The sequence below is a fragment of the Actinomadura viridis genome (assembly GCF_015751755.1).
In the GTDB taxonomy this organism is placed as follows: Bacteria; Actinomycetota; Actinomycetes; order Streptosporangiales; family Streptosporangiaceae; genus Spirillospora; species Spirillospora viridis.
In genome coordinates, this window is sequence record NZ_JADOUA010000001.1 from 8,671,771 (window position 1) to 8,689,564 (window position 17,794).

Genomic DNA, 17,794 nt, shown 5'->3' on the forward strand with positions numbered 1-17,794 from the left:
CCCGTCACATGAGCGACGTGTCAGCCCAGCCGGGACTCGATGGCCTCGATGATCCGCGGGCGCATCTCCGCGGCGCGGATGACGGCGTCGACGGAGCCGACCTCGACCGCGCGCCGGATGTCGTGCACGCGGTCGAACTCCGCGGCCACCTCGCCGAGCTTCTCCGCGCGGACCGACGCGCGGAGCTCGTCCAGCTCCGCGGTCAGGGTGGCGCGGTCGGGGCCGGAGACGGCCGCGGCGCGGGCCTCCAGGTCCCGCACGCGCGGGTCGGCCGCCGTACGGGCGTTGACGTCGCCGGAGAACACCACCGCGGCGGCCGGGGCGCCGCCGAGCACCGAGGCGAACGAGCCCTCCAGCGCGAGGACGGTCATGTTCGGGTTCAGCGCCTTGGAGAACACCACGAACGCGCCGCCGTGGTACCGCGAGATCACGCAGAACACGATGGGCCCGCGGAAGTTCACGATCGCGCGGCCGATCTCGGCGCCGTACTCCAGCTGCAGCTTGCGCATCGACTCCGGGGAGCCGTCGAAGCCCGACAGGTTCGCCAGCACCACCAGCGGCCGGTTGCCGCTGGCCGCGTTGATCGCCCGCGCGGCCTTCTTCGACGACCGGGGGAACAGCGTGCCCGCGGTGTAGGTGTCGGGGCCGTCGGTGGGCGGGAAGCCGCGCCGCGGCACGGCCCGTGACTCGATGCCGAGCAGGCACACCGGGATGCCACCGAGATGCACGTCCTGCACCGCCGCGGTCTCCGCGTCGGCCATGCCCGCCCACCGTTCCAGCACCGGGTGGTCCTGGTCGGAGAGCGCCCGCATCACGGTGCGGATGTCGAACGGCTTCTTGCGGTCCGGGTTGGCCTCGGCGGAGAAGATCTCGCCGACGGTGGTGAAGTCGCTGCCCGCCATGGCGTGCGGGAAGCCGGAGATGTCGCGGTCGACGGGGTCGGTGGTCTGCGCCCGCCGCGGCGCGTCCTCGCCGGGGGCGACGTAGGTGTGCGCGTAGTGCGCCATCAGGATGTCCCGGGCGGCGGTCAGGTTCGGCGCCCAGTACTGCGCCTGCCCGTTCGGGCCCATCACCCGGTCGTAGCCGCCGATGCCGAAGTTGTCCTCGGCCGACACGCCGCCGGAGAAGTCGAGCGACTGCTTGCCGGTGAGCACCATCGCCGAGTCCGGCGTCATCACCAGGACGCCCTTGGTGTGCATGAGCATCGTCGCCTCGGCGTTCCAGTACGGCTGCGCGCCGACGTTGATGCCCGCGACCACGATGTTGATCTCGCCGCCGTCCTGGGTGAACTCGACGATCCGCTTGAGCGCCGCGGCCACCCAGTCCATGTTCTCCGTGCCCGACTCCATGGAGATCCGGGCGCCGGCCGACAGCGCGTACCACTCCAGCGGCACCCGCATCCGCTCGGCCAGGTCCAGCGCGGCGATCACGCGGCGGCACTCCGGTTCCGACAGCGCGCCGAGCGACTTGGTCGGGTCGCCGAGCAGCACGACCCTGGTGACGCCCCGCGGGTGCCGCGGGGTCGGCGTGGTGACCACGCCCGCGACGATCGCCGCGGTGTTGAGCCCCTTCGGCCGGTCGACCGGCACCAGCGCGTGGCCGTCGTCGAGGTCGTGCTCGACGAAGTCGCCGAGCAGACCGGTCAGCTCGTACGGGTAGACCGTGTTGCGGCCGCTCGCGCGCAGCACCTTCTGCCGGTAGCCGTCGACGGGCTCGACCGGTTCGTCCGACGGCTCGCCGACGGTCAGCTCGGTGCCCCCGGTGGCGTCGAAGGTGACGCGGACGGCGACCTTGGTCAGCTCACCGGTCTCCCGGTCGCGCCGCCGCGCGATGAACAGGATCTCCTCCAGCCCGGCGCCCGCGGTCGTCCCCAGCACGCGCTCGGCGATCATCTCCAGCTCGGCGCGGGTCATGTCGCTCGGCGGCCAGACGTAGATGACGATCCGGTTGGTGTTGAAGCGCCTCTTCGAGGGCCGCCGCGCCAGCGCGCGGCGGATCGAGTCGAGGCAGGTGGCGATGGTGTACTCGGCCATCGGCAGCGTGACCAGCCTGCCGTCGAGGTCGCGCAGCTCGGTCAGGTCGCGCACCTGCGCGAACGCGACGAGGCGGTCGTCGGACGGGTTCTCCCGCGCCACGCACTGGAAGAGGTAGACCTCTTCGTCGGACGACGGGAGGCGGGTGAGGTCGAACTTGTTCAGCCGCTCCATCTGCATCCGCTGCGCGATGTAGGGGTGCAGGCCGCGGATCAGCCGTTCCTCGGCCATCCCGGTGGCCGACGGGCGGAACGTGAAGTGGTGGTGCATGACCGCGTTGTTGCTGCCCGCGACGGTGGCGGTGAGCCTGCGGACCTGGCCGGGCAGTGGATGCGCGTTGACGACCTCGTGCAGCGCCGCCGCCATCGCGTCGAAGTCCTCCGGCTGGTTCTCCCAGGCGAGGTAGATGTCGGCGTCGATGGTGTGCCCGCCGTCCGCCAGTTCCGCGAGCCCGCGGAGCGCGCCGCCCAGCGCGTCGAAGCCCACCGCGGCGGAGACCACGGACGAGCCCGCGCGCTCGGCGACCACGAACCGGCAGCCCGCGACCTCGCTGGTACGGACGCCGGTGAGGTCCTTGTTGCCGTAGTAGCGCCGGGTCAGCACCTCCAGCATGACCGAGTTGTCCCGGTCGTCGCGGCCGAGGCGGCGGCCGAGCAGCCGCACCAGCGGCTCGGTGCTGCGCACCATCTCGGCGATGCGCTCGGCGCGGTCCGGCGCGTCCGGGTGCGCGTCCAGGTGACGCAGGTGCCCGCGGACGCCGGCGTAGACGCGGGCGCGGTTGCGGCGCAGCAGCGGCTGGGCGAACCAGGCGAACACCACGCCGCACGCGAGGTCGTACACGACCGGGAAGCGGACCTGCGTCGCGGCCACCAGCCGCTCCAGCGCGAGACCGGCGGGCTCGCGCAGCGTCTCGTCCGGCGGCGGCTCCCGCAGCCACGCGCGCAGCAGCGCCGCGACGACCGTCGCGTTGGCGGACGCGCGCTGCAGGGCGAGGAAGATGCGGAACACCGCGGCCTCGAGCTCGGGGGTGCGCTCCAGGTCGGTGACGCCGTAGTGGCCGAGCGCCTTGGCGAGCTTGGCCTGGAACGCCTCCGGCAGGCCGGCCCGCTCGACGTCGAGGCTCTGCAGGTAGGTGTGGAAGTACTCGCGGGCGCTGTGCACGTGGCCGTCGCCGCCGCCGTCCTCGCCCGCCGGCCGGTTGAGGCTCAGCCCGGCGAGGTCGGCGAACACCTCGAGAAGTTCCAGCTCCTCGGCCACCGGGCGGTGGCCGTCCGCGGCGGCCGCGGGGCGCGCGGCGAGGTAGTCGTCGAGTACCCGCCGCTCGTCGTGCGGGTCGACGTCGAAGCCCAGCAGCAGGCTGCGCAGGTCCTCCCGTCCGCGCGCGGCGCGCTGCCGGGCCGGGACGCTCCCGGGCGCGGCGGGCAGGTCCAGCTCGACGGCCGCGGCGGACGCGACGTCCTCGGCTCCCTCGTCGTCGGCGAGCGGTTCCAGCCGCAGCAGCGGCGCGCCGGTCTCCACCTGGCTGCCCACGGACACGGCGCATTCCTTCAGCCGCGCCTTGAACGGCGCCCGCAGCACCGTCTCCATCTTCATGCTCTCCAGCACCAGCACCGGCGCGCCCGCCTCGACCTCGGCGCCGACCTCCAGCGGGGTGGCGACGACCAGCGCGGGCGCGGGCGAGCGGACGACGCCGCCCTCGTCGCGGCTGACCCGGTGCGCCACGCCGTCCACCTCGACCAGGTGGACCGGCCCGTGCGTGCCGGTGAGCAGGCGGTACCGGGCGCCGTTGACGACGATCCGCCCGGTGTGCCGGTCGAAGCGGTCGAGCTCGACGTCGGCGGTGCGGACCTGGTCGCCCGCCTCGACGCCGACGCGGAACCGGTGCGCGCCGATCCGCGCGACGCGCACCCGGTAGCCGGCGCCGCGCAGCTTGAGGTCCAGCGGCCGGCCGCTCTCGTGCCGTACCTGCGGGCGCCCGCCGAACGCCGTGGACAGCAGCCGCTGCCGCTCGGCGCGCTCCTCCTCCTCGTACGCCTCGATGGCGGCGGCGGCCAGCGCGACGCCGGAGTGGCGGTGGGAGACGAGCCCGCCCTCGCCGCGGACCCGGTCGATCCAGCCGGTGTCCGCGGTGGCCTCGATCACCTCGGGCCGGTCGAGCAGGTCGAGCACGAAGCTCTTGTTCGTCGCGCCGCCCTCGATGATCACGCTGGTCCGCGCCATCGCCCGGCGCAGCCGGCCGAGCGCCTCGTCGCGGTCGCGGCCGTAGGCGATGATCTTCGCGATCATCGAGTCGAAGTCGGCGGGGATGGTGTCGCCCTCGCTGACGCCGGTGTCCACCCGGATCCCCGGCCCGGCGGGCAGGTCCAGCCGCGCGATGCGGCCCGGGGCGGGCGCGAAGTCGCGGTCGGGGTCCTCGGCGTTCAGCCGGGCCTCGACGGCGTGCCCGCGCTCCACCGGCGGATCGCCTTCGAGCCGGCCGCCGGAGGCCACCAGCAGCTGCGCCTTGACCAGGTCGAACCCGGTGGTGGACTCGGTGATCGGGTGCTCGACCTGCAGGCGGGTGTTGACCTCCAGGAACGCGAACAGCTCGTCGCCGGGGTGGTAGAGGAACTCGACGGTCGCCGCGCCGCGGTAGCCGACCGCGACGGCCAGGCGTTCGGCGGACGCCTTCAGCTCGGCGGCCTGCGCGGGGCTGAGCACCGGCGACGCCGACTCTTCGATGATCTTCTGGTTGCGCCGCTGCACCGAGCAGTCGCGGACGCCGAGCGCCCACGCCGTCCCCTGGCCGTCCGCGATCACCTGGACCTCGACGTGGCGGGCACCGGTGACCAGGCGCTCCAGGAACACCACGCCGCTGCCGAACGCCCGCGCGGCCTCCTGGCTGGTGCGCTCGTAGGCGTCGGCGAGCTCGTCCTCGCCGTTGATCACGCGGATGCCGCGCCCGCCGCCGCCCGCGGTCGCCTTCAGCATCAGGGGGTAGCCGATCTCGGCCGCCGCCGCCAGCGCGGCGTCCAGGGTCTCGACCGCGCCGCGGCTCCACGGCGCGACCGGCACGCCGACCTCCTCGGCGATCAGCTTCGCGCCGATCTTGTCGCCGAGTTTGCGCATGGCATCCGGGCTCGGCCCGATGAAGGTGACGCCGATCTGCTCGCACAGCTCCGCGAACGCCGGGTCCTCCGCGACGAAGCCCCAGCCGACCCACGCGGCGTCGGCTCCGCTCTCGACCAGCGCGCGTTCCAGCGCCTTCAGGTCGAGGTACGGGCGCGCGGACGCGGGTCCGAGGTCGTAGGACAGGTCCGCCTCGCGGACGAAGGTGGCCGTGCGGTCGACGTCGGTGTACAGGGCGACGGTCTCGATCCGTGTCCCGGTCTCCGCGGCGATGTCCCGTACGGCGTGGATGAGTCGCATGGCGGCCTCACCGCGGTTGACGATGGCGACACGACTGAACACGCGACCGAGCCTCCTGTAGATCAACGATGTGCGCGCCGTGACGGACGGCGGCCCCCGGACAGGGTTCAACCCTCCCGTCTACCGGCCGGTAGTGCCATGTCGCGGACAGCGCACGCTACGCGGCCAAAGTTGTGGGAAACGTCCAAAGCCGTCGGCGGCCCGCGCCCGGCTTCTCATGATCGGGAAGCGATCGGGATGGTTGTGCGGGGGTGCTAAAAGCGCGCCGCCGCTTCTTGTGCGCGCGCCTTCCGCCGGCCGGGACCGGTACGCGAGATTCGTTCATGTCCAGGAGACGCGCGAGGGAGGCCGCTATGAGCGAGATCGTGATTCCGGACCTCGACGACGCCGGCGAGGTCGAGAGGTTCCTCGACCGGATCGGCGGGCCCGACGACCTGCGGGCGCTGCTGGACGCGCCGGGCGTGGACGACCCGGCGATCGACGCGTTCGTGGACGCCGCGGGGCCGTCGCGGGTCCTCGACCGGCTGTTCGCGATCATGGGCGAGCGGTTCGTGCCCGAGCGGGCCGGGGACGCCGCGGGCGTCGTCCAGTGGAGCGTGGGGACGCCGTCGGGGGTGTTCACCTACCACGTCGCGATCGCGGACGGGCGGGCGCGGGGCGAGCGCGGCGCGTACACCGGCGCGGTGGTCTCGCTCCGGATCTCCGCGCCCGACCTGCTGCGGCTGTGCGCGGGCCGGCTGCACCCGGTCACCGGGTTCACCTCCGGAAAGATCGAGCTGCAGGGCGACATGATGTTCGGCGCGAGACTGTCGGGCTGGTTCGACCACTGATCCGCCTCCGGACCCGCCAGGTCCCCCGCCCGCGTGTGTGAACCGTGCACTCTGGGTAGTGGCCGATCACTGCCCATCTCACTCTTGCGGGGAGAGGACTCGTGGGTGTTCGGACGTGGATCGAAGGGTGGCCCGTCTACCGGCAGCTGACCGGCCCGGACCGCTTGGGGCGCGGGGCCGCGGCGCAGTCGGAGCGTACGGCGGGACTCCGGCCGCGGACCGCGACCGCCGACCGGGTGGTGAAGTCCATCTGCCCCTACTGCGCGGTCGGCTGCGGCCAGCGGGTGTACGTCTCCGACGGCGAGGTCGTCCAGGTCGAGGGCGACCCGGACTCGCCGATCAGCCGGGGACGGCTGTGCCCGAAGGGGGCGGCCACCCTCCAGCTCACCACGGGATCGGCGCGCGAGCACACGGTGCTGTACCGGCGGCCGTACGCGGCCGAGTGGGAGGAGCTGGACCTCGAGACCGCCATGAACATGGTCGCCGACCGGGTCGTCCGGACCCGGGCGGAGACCTGGGAGTGGGAGGCCGACGACGTCCGGGTCCGCCGGACCCTGGGCATCGCCAGCCTCGGCGGCGCGACCCTGGACAACGAGGAGAACTACCTCATCAAGAAGCTCTTCACCGCGCTGGGCGTGGTGCAGGTGGAGAACCAGGCGCGGGTCTGCCACAGCGCGACCGTGGCCGGGCTGGGCACCTCGTTCGGGCGGGGCGGCGCGACGACGTTCATGCAGGACCTGCAGAACTCCGACTGCATCGTCATCCAGGGGTCCAACTTCGCCGAGGCGCACCCGGTCGGGTTCCAGTGGGTGATGGAGGCCAAGGCGCGCGGGGCCACGATCATCCATGTCGACCCGCGGTTCACCCGGACCAGCGCGGTCAGCGACATCTACGTGCCGCTGCGGGCGGGCTCGGACATCGCCTTCCTCGGCGGGATCGTCAACCACGTCCTCAGCACGGAGTCGTACTTCCGCGACTACGTGCTCAACTACACCAACGCCTCCACGATCCTGCGCGAGGACTTCCGCGACACCGAGGACCTGGACGGCCTGTTCTCCGGGCTGCACGAGGAGACCCGGCACTACGACTTCGACAGCTGGCGGTACGAGGGCCTGGACGTGGTCGCGGCGTCCGGCAGGCGCGACATGGACTACGAGCACCGGACCAAGGCGGAGGCCGCCATACGGAGGGCCGGGCGGGGCGAGAGCCATGGCGCCGGAGGCGCCGCGCTGGGCAAGGGCACGCCGGAGACCGACGAGACCCTCCAGCATCCGCGGTGCGTGTTCCAGGTCCTCAAGCGCCACTACTCCCGCTACACGCCGGAGATGGTGGAGCAGGTGTGCGGGGTGCCGCCCGAGCTGTTCGCGAAGGTCTGCGACGCGCTGGTGCGCAACTCCGGACGGGACCGTACCAGCGCGTTCGCCTACGCCGTGGGGTGGACGCAGCACACGGTGGGCTCGCAGTACATCCGCACGGCCTGCATCCTGCAACTGCTGCTCGGCAACATCGGCCGCCCCGGCGGAGGCATCCAGGCGTTGCGCGGGCACGCGAGCATCCAGGGGTCGAGCGACATCCCGACCCTGTTCGACCTGCTGCCGGGCTACATCCCCATGCCGCACGCCCACCACCACCAGACGCTCGACGACTTCGTCGTGGCCGACGCGGCGCGCAAGGGCTACTGGGGCAACATGCGCTCGTACGCGGTCAGCCTGCTCAAGGCGTGGTGGGGGGACAACGCGACCGAGGGCAACGACTACTGCTTCGACTACCTGCCGCGCCTGACCGGGAGCCACAGCACCTACGAGACCGCCATGGCCCAGATCGACGGCCTCTGCAAGGGCTACTTCCTCATGGGGGAGAACCCCGCCGTGGGCTCGGCCAACTCCAGGGTGCAGCGGCTCGGGATGGCCAACCTGGACTGGCTGGTCGTCCGGGACTTCTCCCTGATCGAGTCCGCCACCTGGTGGAAGGACGGCCCGGAGATCGAGACCGGGGAGCTGCGCACCGGCGAGATCGGCACCGAGGTCTTCTTCTTCCCCGCCGCCTCCCACACCGAGAAGGACGGCAGCTTCACCAACACCAACCGGACGCTCCAGTGGCACCACGCGGCCGTCCCCCCGGAGGGCGACGCCCGCAGCGACCTGTGGTTCATGTACCACCTGGGCCGCCTGGTCAGGGAACGGCTCGCCGGGTCCACCGACGAGCGCGACCGCCCGGTGCTGGACCTGACCTGGGACTACCCGGCCGAGGGGCCGCACCAGGAGCCGTCCGCCGAGGCGGTGCTGGCCGAGATCAACGGCCGCGACGCCGACGGCGCGCCGCTGTCGTCCTACGAGCAGCTCAAGGACGACGGGTCCACCTCGTGCGGCTGCTGGATCTACTGCGGCGTCTACGCCGACGGCGTCAACCAGGCGGCCCGCCGCAAACCGTCCTCCGAGCAGGACTGGATCGCGGCGGAGTGGGCCTGGTCGTGGCCCATGAACCGGCGGATCCTCTACAACCGGGCCTCCGCCGACCCCGACGGCGCGCCGTGGAGCGAACGCAAGGCGCTGGTCTGGTGGGACGCCGGCCGGCACCGGTGGACCGGGCATGACGTGCCCGACTTCCAGCCCGGCAAGGAGCCGTCCTACCGCCCCGCCGAGGACGCCGCCGGTCCCGACGCGATCGCGGGCGACGACCCGTTCACCCTCCAGGCGGACGGCAAGGGGTGGCTGTTCGCCCCGGCCGGGCTCGTGGACGGGCCCCTGCCGACGCACTACGAGCCGCAGGACTCGCCGTTCGACAACCCGCTGTACGGGCAGAGCCGCAACCCCGTCCGGCAGATCTTCTCCAGGAAGCACAACCGGATGCATCCCAGCGGCTCCGAGCCGGGCGCGGACGTGTTCCCCTACGTCGTCACCACCTACCGGCTCACCGAGCACTTCACCGCGGGCGGGATGAGCCGCTGGACGCCCTACCTCGCCGAGTTGCAGCCGGAGTTCTTCTGCGAGGTGTCCCCGGAGCTCGCCGCCGAACGGAACCTGGAGCACGGCGGCTGGGCGACCATCGTGACGGCCCGCAACGCCATCGAGGCGCGCGTCCTGGTGACCGACCGGATCGCGCCGCTGCGCGTGCAGGGACGCACCGTCCACCAGATCGGGCTGCCCTTCCACTGGGGGCCCAACGGCTACAGCAAGGGCGACGCCGCCAACGAACTCGCGCACATCGCGCTGGACCCCAACGTGCACATCCAGGAGGTCAAGGCGCTGTCGGCCGACATCCGCGCCGGGCGCCGCCCGCGCGGGCCCGCGCTCCCGGAGCTGGTGCTCGACTACCAGCGCCGGGCCGGGATCACTGAGGAAACGGGCATGGGGGTGTGACGATGGGGCGCTTGGCAGGGCCTCTGCCGGACGTCGCCGCCGACGCCGGGCACGAGGACCACCGGACGCGGATGGGGTTCTTCACCGACACCTCGGTCTGCATCGGCTGCAAGGCGTGCGAGGTGGCGTGCAAGGAGTGGAACGCCCTACCGGAGGACGGGCTCACGTTCACCGGCATGTCGTACGACAACACCGGGGGACTCGGCGCGAACTCCTGGCGCCACGTGGCGTTCATCGAGCAGCGCAAGCCGCTCGGGTTCCAGGACCCGGGGCTGGAGTACGGCGACTACGGTGACGTGGACCTGCTCGGCCTCACCGCCGAGGCCGCCGCCGCGGGCCAGACCGCCAACGGGGAGGACCGCGGCGAGTTCCGCTGGCTGATGGCCTCCGACGTGTGCAAGCACTGCACGCACGCCGCGTGCCTGGACGTGTGCCCGACCGGTTCCCTCTTCCGGACCGAGTACGGCACCGTGGTCGTGCAGGAGGACATCTGCAACGGCTGCGGCTACTGCGTCCCCGCCTGCCCGTACGGCGTCATCGACCAGCGCCAGGACGACGGACGCGTCTGGAAGTGCACGCTGTGCTACGACCGCGTCTCCGACGGCATGGAACCGGCGTGCGCGAAGGCGTGCCCCACCGACTCCATCCAGTACGGCCCCCTGGACGAACTGCGTGAACGGGCCGCACGGCGGGTGGAGCGGCTGCACGAGGCCGGGGTGGAGGACGCCCGCCTCTACGGGCACGACCCCGGCGACGGTGTCGGCGGGGACGGGGCCTTCTTCCTCCTCCTGGACGAACCGGAGGTCTACGGGCTTCCGCCCGACCCGGTCGTCACGACCCGCGATCTGCCGTCCATGTGGCGGCACGCGGGAGCGGCGGCCCTGACCCTGCTCGGCGGGATCGCCACCGTCTACGCGACCACGAGGGGGCGGCGATGAGGAGGCGGCGATGAGCGAGGCCGAGGTCACCCGCGAGGGAGTGCGGCGGCAGCGGCCCGGACGGGACGCGGTCCCGGGCGCCGAGGGCCGTCGCCGGCGGCCCGGGCGCCGGCGCCGCCGGGGCGAGCCGACCGTGGTCCCGGAGGCCGAGTTCGGGTCGTACTACGGACGGCCGATCATCAAGCCGCCGACCTGGAAGGCCGCCGACATCGCGGGCTACCTCTTCCTGGGCGGGCTGGCCGGGGGCTCCTCGGCGCTGGCGGCCGGGGCCGAGCTGACCGGGCGCCCGGCGCTGGCGAGGGCCGCCAAGATCGGCGCGCTGGGGGCGATCTCGCTGTCCACGGCGGCGCTGATCCACGACCTCGGCCGCCCCGGGCGGTTCGTCAACATGCTGCGGGTGTTCAAGCCGACCTCGCCGATGAGCGTGGGGTCCTGGATCCTGCTCGGGTACGGCCCGGCCGCGGGCGTGGCCGCCGTCACCGACGCCACCGGCCTGTTCCGCCGGGCCGGGCGCGCGGCGACCGGCTGGTCCGCGCTGTCCGGCGCGGCCGTGACCTGCTACACCGCGGTGCTGATCGCCGACACCGCCGTGCCCGCCTGGCACGAGGCGTACCGGGAACTGCCGTTCGTGTTCGCCGGGTCGGGCGCGGCGTCGGCCGCCGGGCTCGGCCTGCTGGCGGCCCCCGTGTGCGAGGCCGCGCCGGCGCGGGGCGCCGCGCTGTTCGGGGCCGCCCTGGAACTGGCGGCCGAACGCCGGATGGAACGGCGCCTGGGGCCGCTGGCCGAGCCGTACCGAGCGGGCAGGGCGGGGCTGCTCATGCGCGCCGCGAAGGTCCTCACCATCGCGGGCGCCGCGGGCGCCGCCCTCCCGGCGGGCCGCTCCCGCGCGGGCGCGGCGCTGTGCGGCGCCGCGCTGCTCGCGGGCTCGGCCTGCCTGCGCTTCGGAATCTTCGAGGCGGGACGCGTCAGCGCCACCGACCCGCACTACACCGTCCTCGCGCAGCGCTCCGACCGGAAGGCCGGACGTTGACTTGCGGCGAGTTGCTCCCTTGACCACCTGGTCACACGACAACTCGCCGCAAGTCAACGTGGGCGCGCCCGCCGGGTCAGGGCGCCGGGACGGGCGTGACCAGCACGCCCTTCTCCAGGAACTGCCGGAGGTTGCGGAACGCCAGGTCGCCCATCGCCTCCCGCGTCTCGCGGGTGGCGCTGGCGATGTGCGGCAGCAGCAGGACCGAGTCCAGGTCGAGGAGGGCCGCCGGCACGTTCGGCTCGTCGGCGAACACGTCCAGCGCCGCGCCCGCGAGCCGCCCGCCGGTCAGCGCGGCGACCAGGGCGGGCTCGTCGACGACGCTGCCGCGCGCGACGTTGACCAGGTAGCCGTCCGGGCCGAGCGCCTCCAGCACCGCCGCCGACACCAGCCCGCGGGTGCCGGCGCCGCCCGAGGTCGCCACGATCAGGGCGTCGCTCCACGCCGCGAGCTTCTCCGGCGATTCGGCGTATATATAGGAGACGCCCTCGACCCTCGACCGCGAGTGGTAGGCGATCTCGGCGTCGAAGCCCTCCAGGCGCCGCGCGATCGCCCGCCCGATCCGGCCGAGCCCCAGGATCCCGATCCGCTTGCCGCTGACCTTGGCCGCCAGCGGGTACTGGCCGCGCGCCCAGTCACCCCGCCGTACGAACCGGTCGGCCGCCGCGAACCGGCGCATCACGTCGATCAGCCCGCCGACGGCGGTGTCGGCCACGCAGTCGGTCAGCACGTCAGGGGTGTTGCTCACGGCGATGCCGCGTTCGGCGGCGGTCACCACGTCGGTCGTGTCGTACCCCACCCCGAAGTTCACGACCGCCCGGAGCCGGGGGAGCCGGTCCATCAGCGCGCGGTCCACGCCGACGCGGGCGGTGGTGACCACGGCGACGAAGTCCGCGCCGTGCCGGTCGAGGTAGCCGTCCGGCTGCTCGTCGAGCAGCACGGCGTCGTAGTGCTCGACCAGGTTCCGGTGGAGGGACGGCAGCAGGGGGCCGACCTGGAGCACGCGTTCCAGGGGCCGTTCCATGGGCCGTTCCAGGGGTTCTCGCAAGGGTCCTCGTCTCCTGATTCGGGCGGCGGTGTCAGCGGTCGAGGGCGGGGCGCCGGGGATCGAACGTCCAGCCTGGCACCAGGTACCGCATCGCCGCCGCGTCGTCCCGCCCGCCCAGCCCCTCGGACAGGTACAGCCGGTGGGCGGCCTCCAGCCGGCCGGCGTCCACCTCCACGCCGAGCCCCGGGCGGTCCGGGACGGCCAGGTGCCCGCCGGTGATCTCGAACGGCGCGGTGGTGAGCCGCTGCCCGTCCTGCCAGATCCAGTGCGTGTCGACCGCGGTGATCTCCCCGGGCGCGGCGGCGGCCACGTGCGTGAACATCGCCAGCGAGATGTCGAAGTGGTTGTTGGAGTGCGACCCCCAGGTCAGGCCCCACGCGTCGCAGAGCTGCGCGACCCGCACCGAGCCGTCCATGGTCCAGAAGTGCGGGTCGGCGAGCGGGATGTCCACCGCGCCCGCCGAGATCGCGTGGCCCAGCTCGCGCCAGTCGGTCGCCACCATGTTGGTCGCCGTGCGCAGGCCGGTCGCGCGCCGGAACTCGGCCATCACCTCCCGCGCCGAGTATCCGCCCTCGGCGCCGCACGGGTCCTCGGCGTAGGCCAGGACGCCGCGCAGCCCGCGGCCCAGCTCGATCGCCCGGTCCAGCGGCCAGGCGCCGTTCGGGTCCAGGGTGACGCGGGCGCCGGGGAACCGCTCGGCGAGCGCGGTGACGGCGGCGGCCTCGTCCGGCCCGGGCAGCACCCCGCCCTTCAGCTTGAAGTCGGCGAAGCCGTACCGGGCGCGGGCCGCCTCGGCCAGCGCGACGATCGCCTCCGGCGTCAGCGCCTCCTCGTCGCGCAGCCGCAGCCAGTCGTCGGCCTCGTCCTTCCCGGCGGCGCGGTAGTCCAGGTCGGTGCGGCGCCGGTCACCGATGAAGAAGAGGTAGCCCAGCACCGGCACGCGGTCGCGCTGCCGGCCCGAGCCCAGCAGGTCGGCGACCGGCACCTCCAGGTACTGCCCGAGCAGGTCGAGCAGGGCCGACTCGAACGCCGTCACCGCGTGCACGGTGGTGCGCAGGTCGAAGGTCTGCGCGCCGCGCCCGCCCGCGTCGCGGTGGGCGAAGCGGCGCCGGACCGACTCCAGCGTCGCGTGGTAGGCGGCGACGGGGCGGCCGACGACCAGGTCCCGGGACTCCTCCAGGGTCCGGGTGATCGCCTCGCCCCCCGGCACCTCGCCCACGCCGGTACGGCCGTCGGAGTCGGTGAGCAGGACGACGTTGCGGGTGAAGAACGGGGCGTGCGCGCCGCTGAGGTTCAGCAGCATGCTGTCGCGGCCCGCGACCGGGACGACCCGGAGGCCGGTGACGAGGGGGGAGCCGGCCATGGTTCAGTCCCTCCCCGGCTCGCCGTCGATCCGCCGCCGGAGGCCGAGCGGGTTGCCGTCGCGCAGCTCCTCGGGGAGCAGCCCGCCGGGCACGTCCTGGTAGCTGACCGGGCGCAGGAAGCGCTCGATCGCCCGGGTCCCGACCGAGGTGGTCGCGGGGGCGGAGGTGGCCGGGTACGGACCGCCGTGCACCACGGCGTGACCGACCTCGACCCCGGTGGGCCAGCCGTTGAACACCACCCGCCCCGCGAGCAGCTCCAGGTCGGGCAGCAGCTCGGCGGCCAGCGCGTGGTCCTCGGGGGTCGCGTGCAGCGTCGCGGTGAGCTGGCCTTCGAGGGAGGCGACGATCTCGCGGAGCCGTGCCCGGTCGCGGACCCGGACGATCAGGGAGGACGCGCCGAACACCTCGTCCTGGAGGGACGGGTCGCCGAGGAAGGCGTCGTCGTCGGTGAGGAAGAGGCCGGGCAGCCCGCAGGCCGCGATACCGGGTTCCTCGATGCCGCGGGCGAGCGTGCGGACGCCGCCGGCGCCCGCCAGCCGCTCCACCCCGGCGTCGTACCCGGACTGGATGGTCCGGGTGAGCATCGGCGCGGCCGGTGCCGCGGCGACCGCGGCGGTGGCGGCGTCCACGAAGGCGTCGAAGCCCTCGCCGTCGAGCGCGAAGACCAGGCCGGGGCTGGTGCACAGCTGCCCGGCGCCGGTGGTGAGCGAGGCGACGAACGCGCGGCCGAGGCCGGCGCCGCCGTCCCGGAGCGCCCCCGGCAGCACGAACACCGGGTTCACGGAGGACATCTCCGCGTACACCGGGATCGGCACGGGCCGGGCCGCCGCGGCGGCGACGAGGGAGAGCCCGCCGCCCCGCGAGCCGGTGAACCCGACCGCCCGGATGCGCGGGTCGGTGACCAGCCGGGTGCCGATCGTGGAGCCGGGGCCCTGGAGGAGGGAGAAGGTGCCCTCCGGCAGCCCGTGCTCCTGGACGGCCCGGCGGACCGCGCGGCCGACCAGCTCGCTCGTCCCCGGGTGCGCCGGATGCCCCTTCACCACCACCGGGGCGCCCGCGGCCAGAGCGGAGGCGGTGTCGCCGCCCGCGACCGAGAAGGCCAGCGGGAAGTTGCTCGCGGCGAACACCGCGACCGGCCCCAGCGGGACCTTGCGCTGCCTGAGGTCGGGGCGGGGCAGCGGGGTGCGGCCGGGCAGCGCCGGGTCGATCCGGGCGCCCAGCCAGTCGCCGGAGCGGACCACGGACGCGAACAGCCGGAGCTGCCCGGTGGTCCGCGCCCGCTCGCCCTCCACCCGGGCCCGGGGCAGCCCGGTCTCGGCCTGGACGCGTTCGACGAGGGCCTCGCCCAGGTCCTCGATCCGGGCGGCGATGGTTTCCAGGAACGCGGCGCGCTCCTCCAGGCCGGTGCGGCGGTAGGTCGCGAACGCCTCCCAGGCCAGCGCGCAGGCGCGGTCGGCCTCGTCCGGGCCCGCCAGCCCGTAGGCCGGGGCGAGCCGTTCGCCGGTCCGCGGGTCGGCGGCGTACAGCTCGCCGCCCGGCCCGTGCACGTCGGACGCGCCGATGAGCAGCGCGCCGGTCAGCGTGCCGGCCGGCGTGCCGGCCGGCTCAGCGGCCCGCGTGCCGGGGGCGGTCACCGGCTCACCTTCTTGATCAGCTCGGCGAGGTCGGCCAGCTCCGCCTCGGTGAGATCGGTCAGCGGCGGCCGGACCGGGCCGGCCGGGCGGCCGATCGCGGCCAGGCCCGCCTTGACGATCGACACCGCGTACCCGGCCGACCGGTTCCGGATGTCCAGGTACGGCAGGACGAACTCGGCGAGCCGGCCGTACACGCCCGCGTGGTCCCGGGCCCGCACCGCGTCGTAGAAGTCGAGCGCGAACCCCGGGACGAAGTTGAACATCGCCGAGGAGTAGGTCGTGACGCCCAGTTCGAGGTAGGGCAGCGCGAAGGTCTCGGCGGTCGGCAGCCCGCCCACGTACAGCAGCGCGTCGCCGACGGTGGCGTACAGGCGGGACATCAGCTCGATGTCGCCGACCCCGTCCTTGAAGCCGATCAGGTTGGGGCAGTCCTCGGCGAGCCGGGCCACGGTCTCCACGGTGAACGCCGCGTTGGCCCGGTGGTAGACGATCACGCCCAGCGAGGTCGCCGCGCACACGGCGCGGACGTGCGCGGCCAGGCCGGCCTGCGGGGCCTCGGTGAGGTACGGCGGCAGCAGCAGGACCGCGTCCGCGCCGGCCTCCTCGGCGTCCCGGGCCAGCTCGGCCGCCAGCGCGGTGCCGTACCCGGCCGGGGCGATGATCGGCATGCCGTCGGGCGCCTCGTCCACCGCGGCCCGCACGACCCGCCCCACCTCGGCGGGGGTGAGCGAGAAGAACTCGCCGGTGCCGCCCGCCGCGAACAGGCCGGCGGCCGGGTGGCCCGCGAGCCAGGCGACGTGGTCGCGGTACGCGCGCTCGTCGAAGGCGAGGTCGGGGGTCATGTGGGTGACCGGGAACGACAGCAGCCCGGCACCGAGCACGGATTTCAGCTCGCCGTGGGTGAATCGCGACATCTGCTCTGACTCCAGGGTCCGGGGGCGGGGGGCTGCCTTCAGGCTAAGGACCGGGCATCATGCTTGTCCAAGTTGTATATGGCATGTACTAATACCTTTCCTGCATCAGGTGTCGGCCGGTCACCGGCCGTGGAAGGAGGGGGGACGCGTGGCGTACACGCTCGACCAGCTGAGGGGGTTCGTCGCCGTCGCGGAGGAGGGGCACTTCGGGCGGGCGGCCGACCGGCTGCGGATGACCCAGCCGCCGCTCAGCCGCCAGATCCAGAAGCTCGAACGGGCCGTCGGCGTCCCGCTCCTGGAACGCACCGCGCACGGCGCCGCGCCCACGCCCGCCGGGCGGGCCTTCCTCGGGGAGGCGCGGCGGCTGCTCAGCCAGGCGGAGGCGGCCGTCCTGGTGGCGCGGCGCAGCGCGCAGGGCACCCGCGGCACGGTCCGGATCGCCTTCACCGCCATGTCCGCGCTGGCCGTCCTGGGGCAGTGGATCGCCGCCGCCCGCGAGCACCTGCCCGAGGTCGACCTGGCGCTGACCGAGATGGTCACCCGCGACCAGCTGGACGCCCTGCTCGCGGGCGAGATCGACGTGGGCCTGGCGCGCGGCGTGCCGCGGTCGGACGTGCTCGGTGCCCGCCTGGTGCACGCCGAGCCGCTGGTACTGGCGGTGCCGCGCGGGCACCCCCTGGCCGCGCTCGGCCGCGTCCCCCGGCTGGCCGACATCGCCGCACACGACCTGGTCACCTACGCTCCGGTGGAGGCCCGGTACCTGTACGAGCTGGTCATCACGGTCTTCCGCGACGCGGGCGTGGCGCCGCGCTACGTCCAGCAGATGGCGCAGGTGCACAGCCTGCTGGCGCTGGTGGACGCGGGGGTCGGGGTGGCGCTGGTGCCGCGCTCGGCCTCCGCCCTGCGGCTGCCGAACCTCGAATTCCTGGACATCGACGGGCTGGCCCCCGACCTGGTCGAAGTGCACAGCGTGTGGCGAACGGGCAACGACGACCCCGCCCTCCGCGCGCTGCTCCGCCTCGTCGGACGACCCTTGACGCAGGAAGAGGGCCGACCTTAAGGTCCCGTCTACCCATAGAGATGACTTTCCTCCTCGTAGACGACCGTTCGTGGGGAGCCGTCCCGTCCGCAGTCCCGTCCACCCGCTCCGGGCCGCGCGCATCGCGGCCACACGCACGTCTCGCGCTCTCGGCACGCCCTGTCTGGAGAGACCATGCCCGCATTCCCACCCCGACC

Annotated in this window: 10 protein-coding genes; 5 read left to right on the top strand and 5 right to left on the bottom strand. The window is 73.8% G+C overall.

Annotated features, from left to right (window positions below):
* Window positions 1–20: 20 nt before the first annotated feature.
* Window positions 21–5,483 carry an ATP-binding protein gene (locus IW256_RS39450; RefSeq protein ID WP_197015796.1) on the bottom strand — a complete coding sequence of 1,821 codons (5,463 nt, stop codon included), beginning with the start codon at window positions 5,481–5,483 and terminating at the stop codon, window positions 21–23.
* Between the two features lie 311 nt (window positions 5,484–5,794).
* Between IW256_RS39450 and IW256_RS39455 the strand changes: the two genes are divergently transcribed.
* The 4 genes from IW256_RS39455 to nrfD all read left to right on the top strand — a co-directional run bounded on the left by IW256_RS39455 (window position 5,795) and on the right by nrfD (window position 11,598).
* A complete protein-coding gene (locus IW256_RS39455; protein WP_197015797.1) occupies window positions 5,795–6,271 on the top strand; it encodes an SCP2 sterol-binding domain-containing protein in 477 nt (158 codons plus the stop codon).
* Window positions 6,272–6,372: 101 nt separating this feature from the next.
* Window positions 6,373–9,630, top strand: coding sequence for a formate dehydrogenase (gene fdh, locus IW256_RS39460; protein WP_197015798.1), 3,258 nt, complete (start codon window positions 6,373–6,375; stop codon window positions 9,628–9,630).
* 71 nt (window positions 9,631–9,701) lie between these two features.
* Window positions 9,702–10,568, top strand: a complete 867-nt coding sequence (locus IW256_RS39465) for a 4Fe-4S dicluster domain-containing protein (RefSeq protein ID WP_231405774.1) — start codon at window positions 9,702–9,704, stop codon at window positions 10,566–10,568.
* A 10-nt stretch (window positions 10,569–10,578) separates the two neighbouring features.
* Window positions 10,579–11,598 carry an NrfD/PsrC family molybdoenzyme membrane anchor subunit gene (gene nrfD, locus IW256_RS39470; RefSeq protein ID WP_197015800.1) on the top strand — a complete coding sequence of 340 codons (1,020 nt, stop codon included), beginning with the start codon at window positions 10,579–10,581 and terminating at the stop codon, window positions 11,596–11,598.
* Window positions 11,599–11,674: 76 nt separating this feature from the next.
* Here the strand turns inward: nrfD and IW256_RS39475 are convergent, their stop codons facing one another.
* From IW256_RS39475 to kdgD, 4 genes are read right to left on the bottom strand one after another with little or no spacing between them, the layout of a single operon-like run.
* Entirely contained in the window at window positions 11,675–12,646 is a 972-nt protein-coding gene (locus IW256_RS39475) for a 2-hydroxyacid dehydrogenase (RefSeq protein ID WP_231404107.1), read from the bottom strand.
* A 31-nt stretch (window positions 12,647–12,677) separates the two neighbouring features.
* A complete protein-coding gene (locus tag IW256_RS39480) occupies window positions 12,678–14,009 on the bottom strand; it encodes an enolase C-terminal domain-like protein (RefSeq protein WP_197015801.1) in 1,332 nt (443 codons plus the stop codon).
* Between the two features lie 3 nt (window positions 14,010–14,012).
* Entirely contained in the window at window positions 14,013–15,644 is a 1,632-nt protein-coding gene (locus IW256_RS39485) for an aldehyde dehydrogenase (NADP(+)) (RefSeq protein WP_307829359.1), read from the bottom strand.
* The gene (kdgD, locus tag IW256_RS39490) at window positions 15,641–16,558 is read right to left on the bottom strand and encodes a 5-dehydro-4-deoxyglucarate dehydratase (RefSeq protein ID WP_197015802.1); all 918 of its coding nucleotides are present in this window, start codon (window positions 16,556–16,558) and stop codon (window positions 15,641–15,643) included. The genes IW256_RS39485 and kdgD overlap by 4 nt, the downstream gene beginning before the upstream one ends.
* Before the next feature lie 148 nt (window positions 16,559–16,706).
* On the opposite strand from kdgD, the gene IW256_RS39495 reads away from it, so the two are divergent.
* Complete coding sequence (locus IW256_RS39495; RefSeq protein WP_307829360.1) at window positions 16,707–17,618, top strand: LysR family transcriptional regulator; 912 nt, start codon at window positions 16,707–16,709, stop codon at window positions 17,616–17,618.
* The last annotated feature ends 176 nt before the right edge of the window (window positions 17,619–17,794 follow it).

Excerpts from the sequence above, each read along its gene's own strand:
- kdgD (WP_197015802.1), bottom strand. The coding sequence starts at position 16,558 with ATGTCGCGATTCACCCACGGCGAGCTGAAATCCGTGCTCGGTGCCGGG.
- nrfD (WP_197015800.1), top strand. The coding sequence starts at position 10,579 with ATGAGCGAGGCCGAGGTCACCCGCGAGGGAGTGCGGCGGCAGCGGCCC.
- IW256_RS39455 (WP_197015797.1), top strand. The coding sequence starts at position 5,795 with ATGAGCGAGATCGTGATTCCGGACCTCGACGACGCCGGCGAGGTCGAG.
- IW256_RS39465 (WP_231405774.1), top strand. The coding sequence starts at position 9,702 with ATGGGGTTCTTCACCGACACCTCGGTCTGCATCGGCTGCAAGGCGTGC.
- IW256_RS39480 (WP_197015801.1), bottom strand. The coding sequence starts at position 14,009 with ATGGCCGGCTCCCCCCTCGTCACCGGCCTCCGGGTCGTCCCGGTCGCG.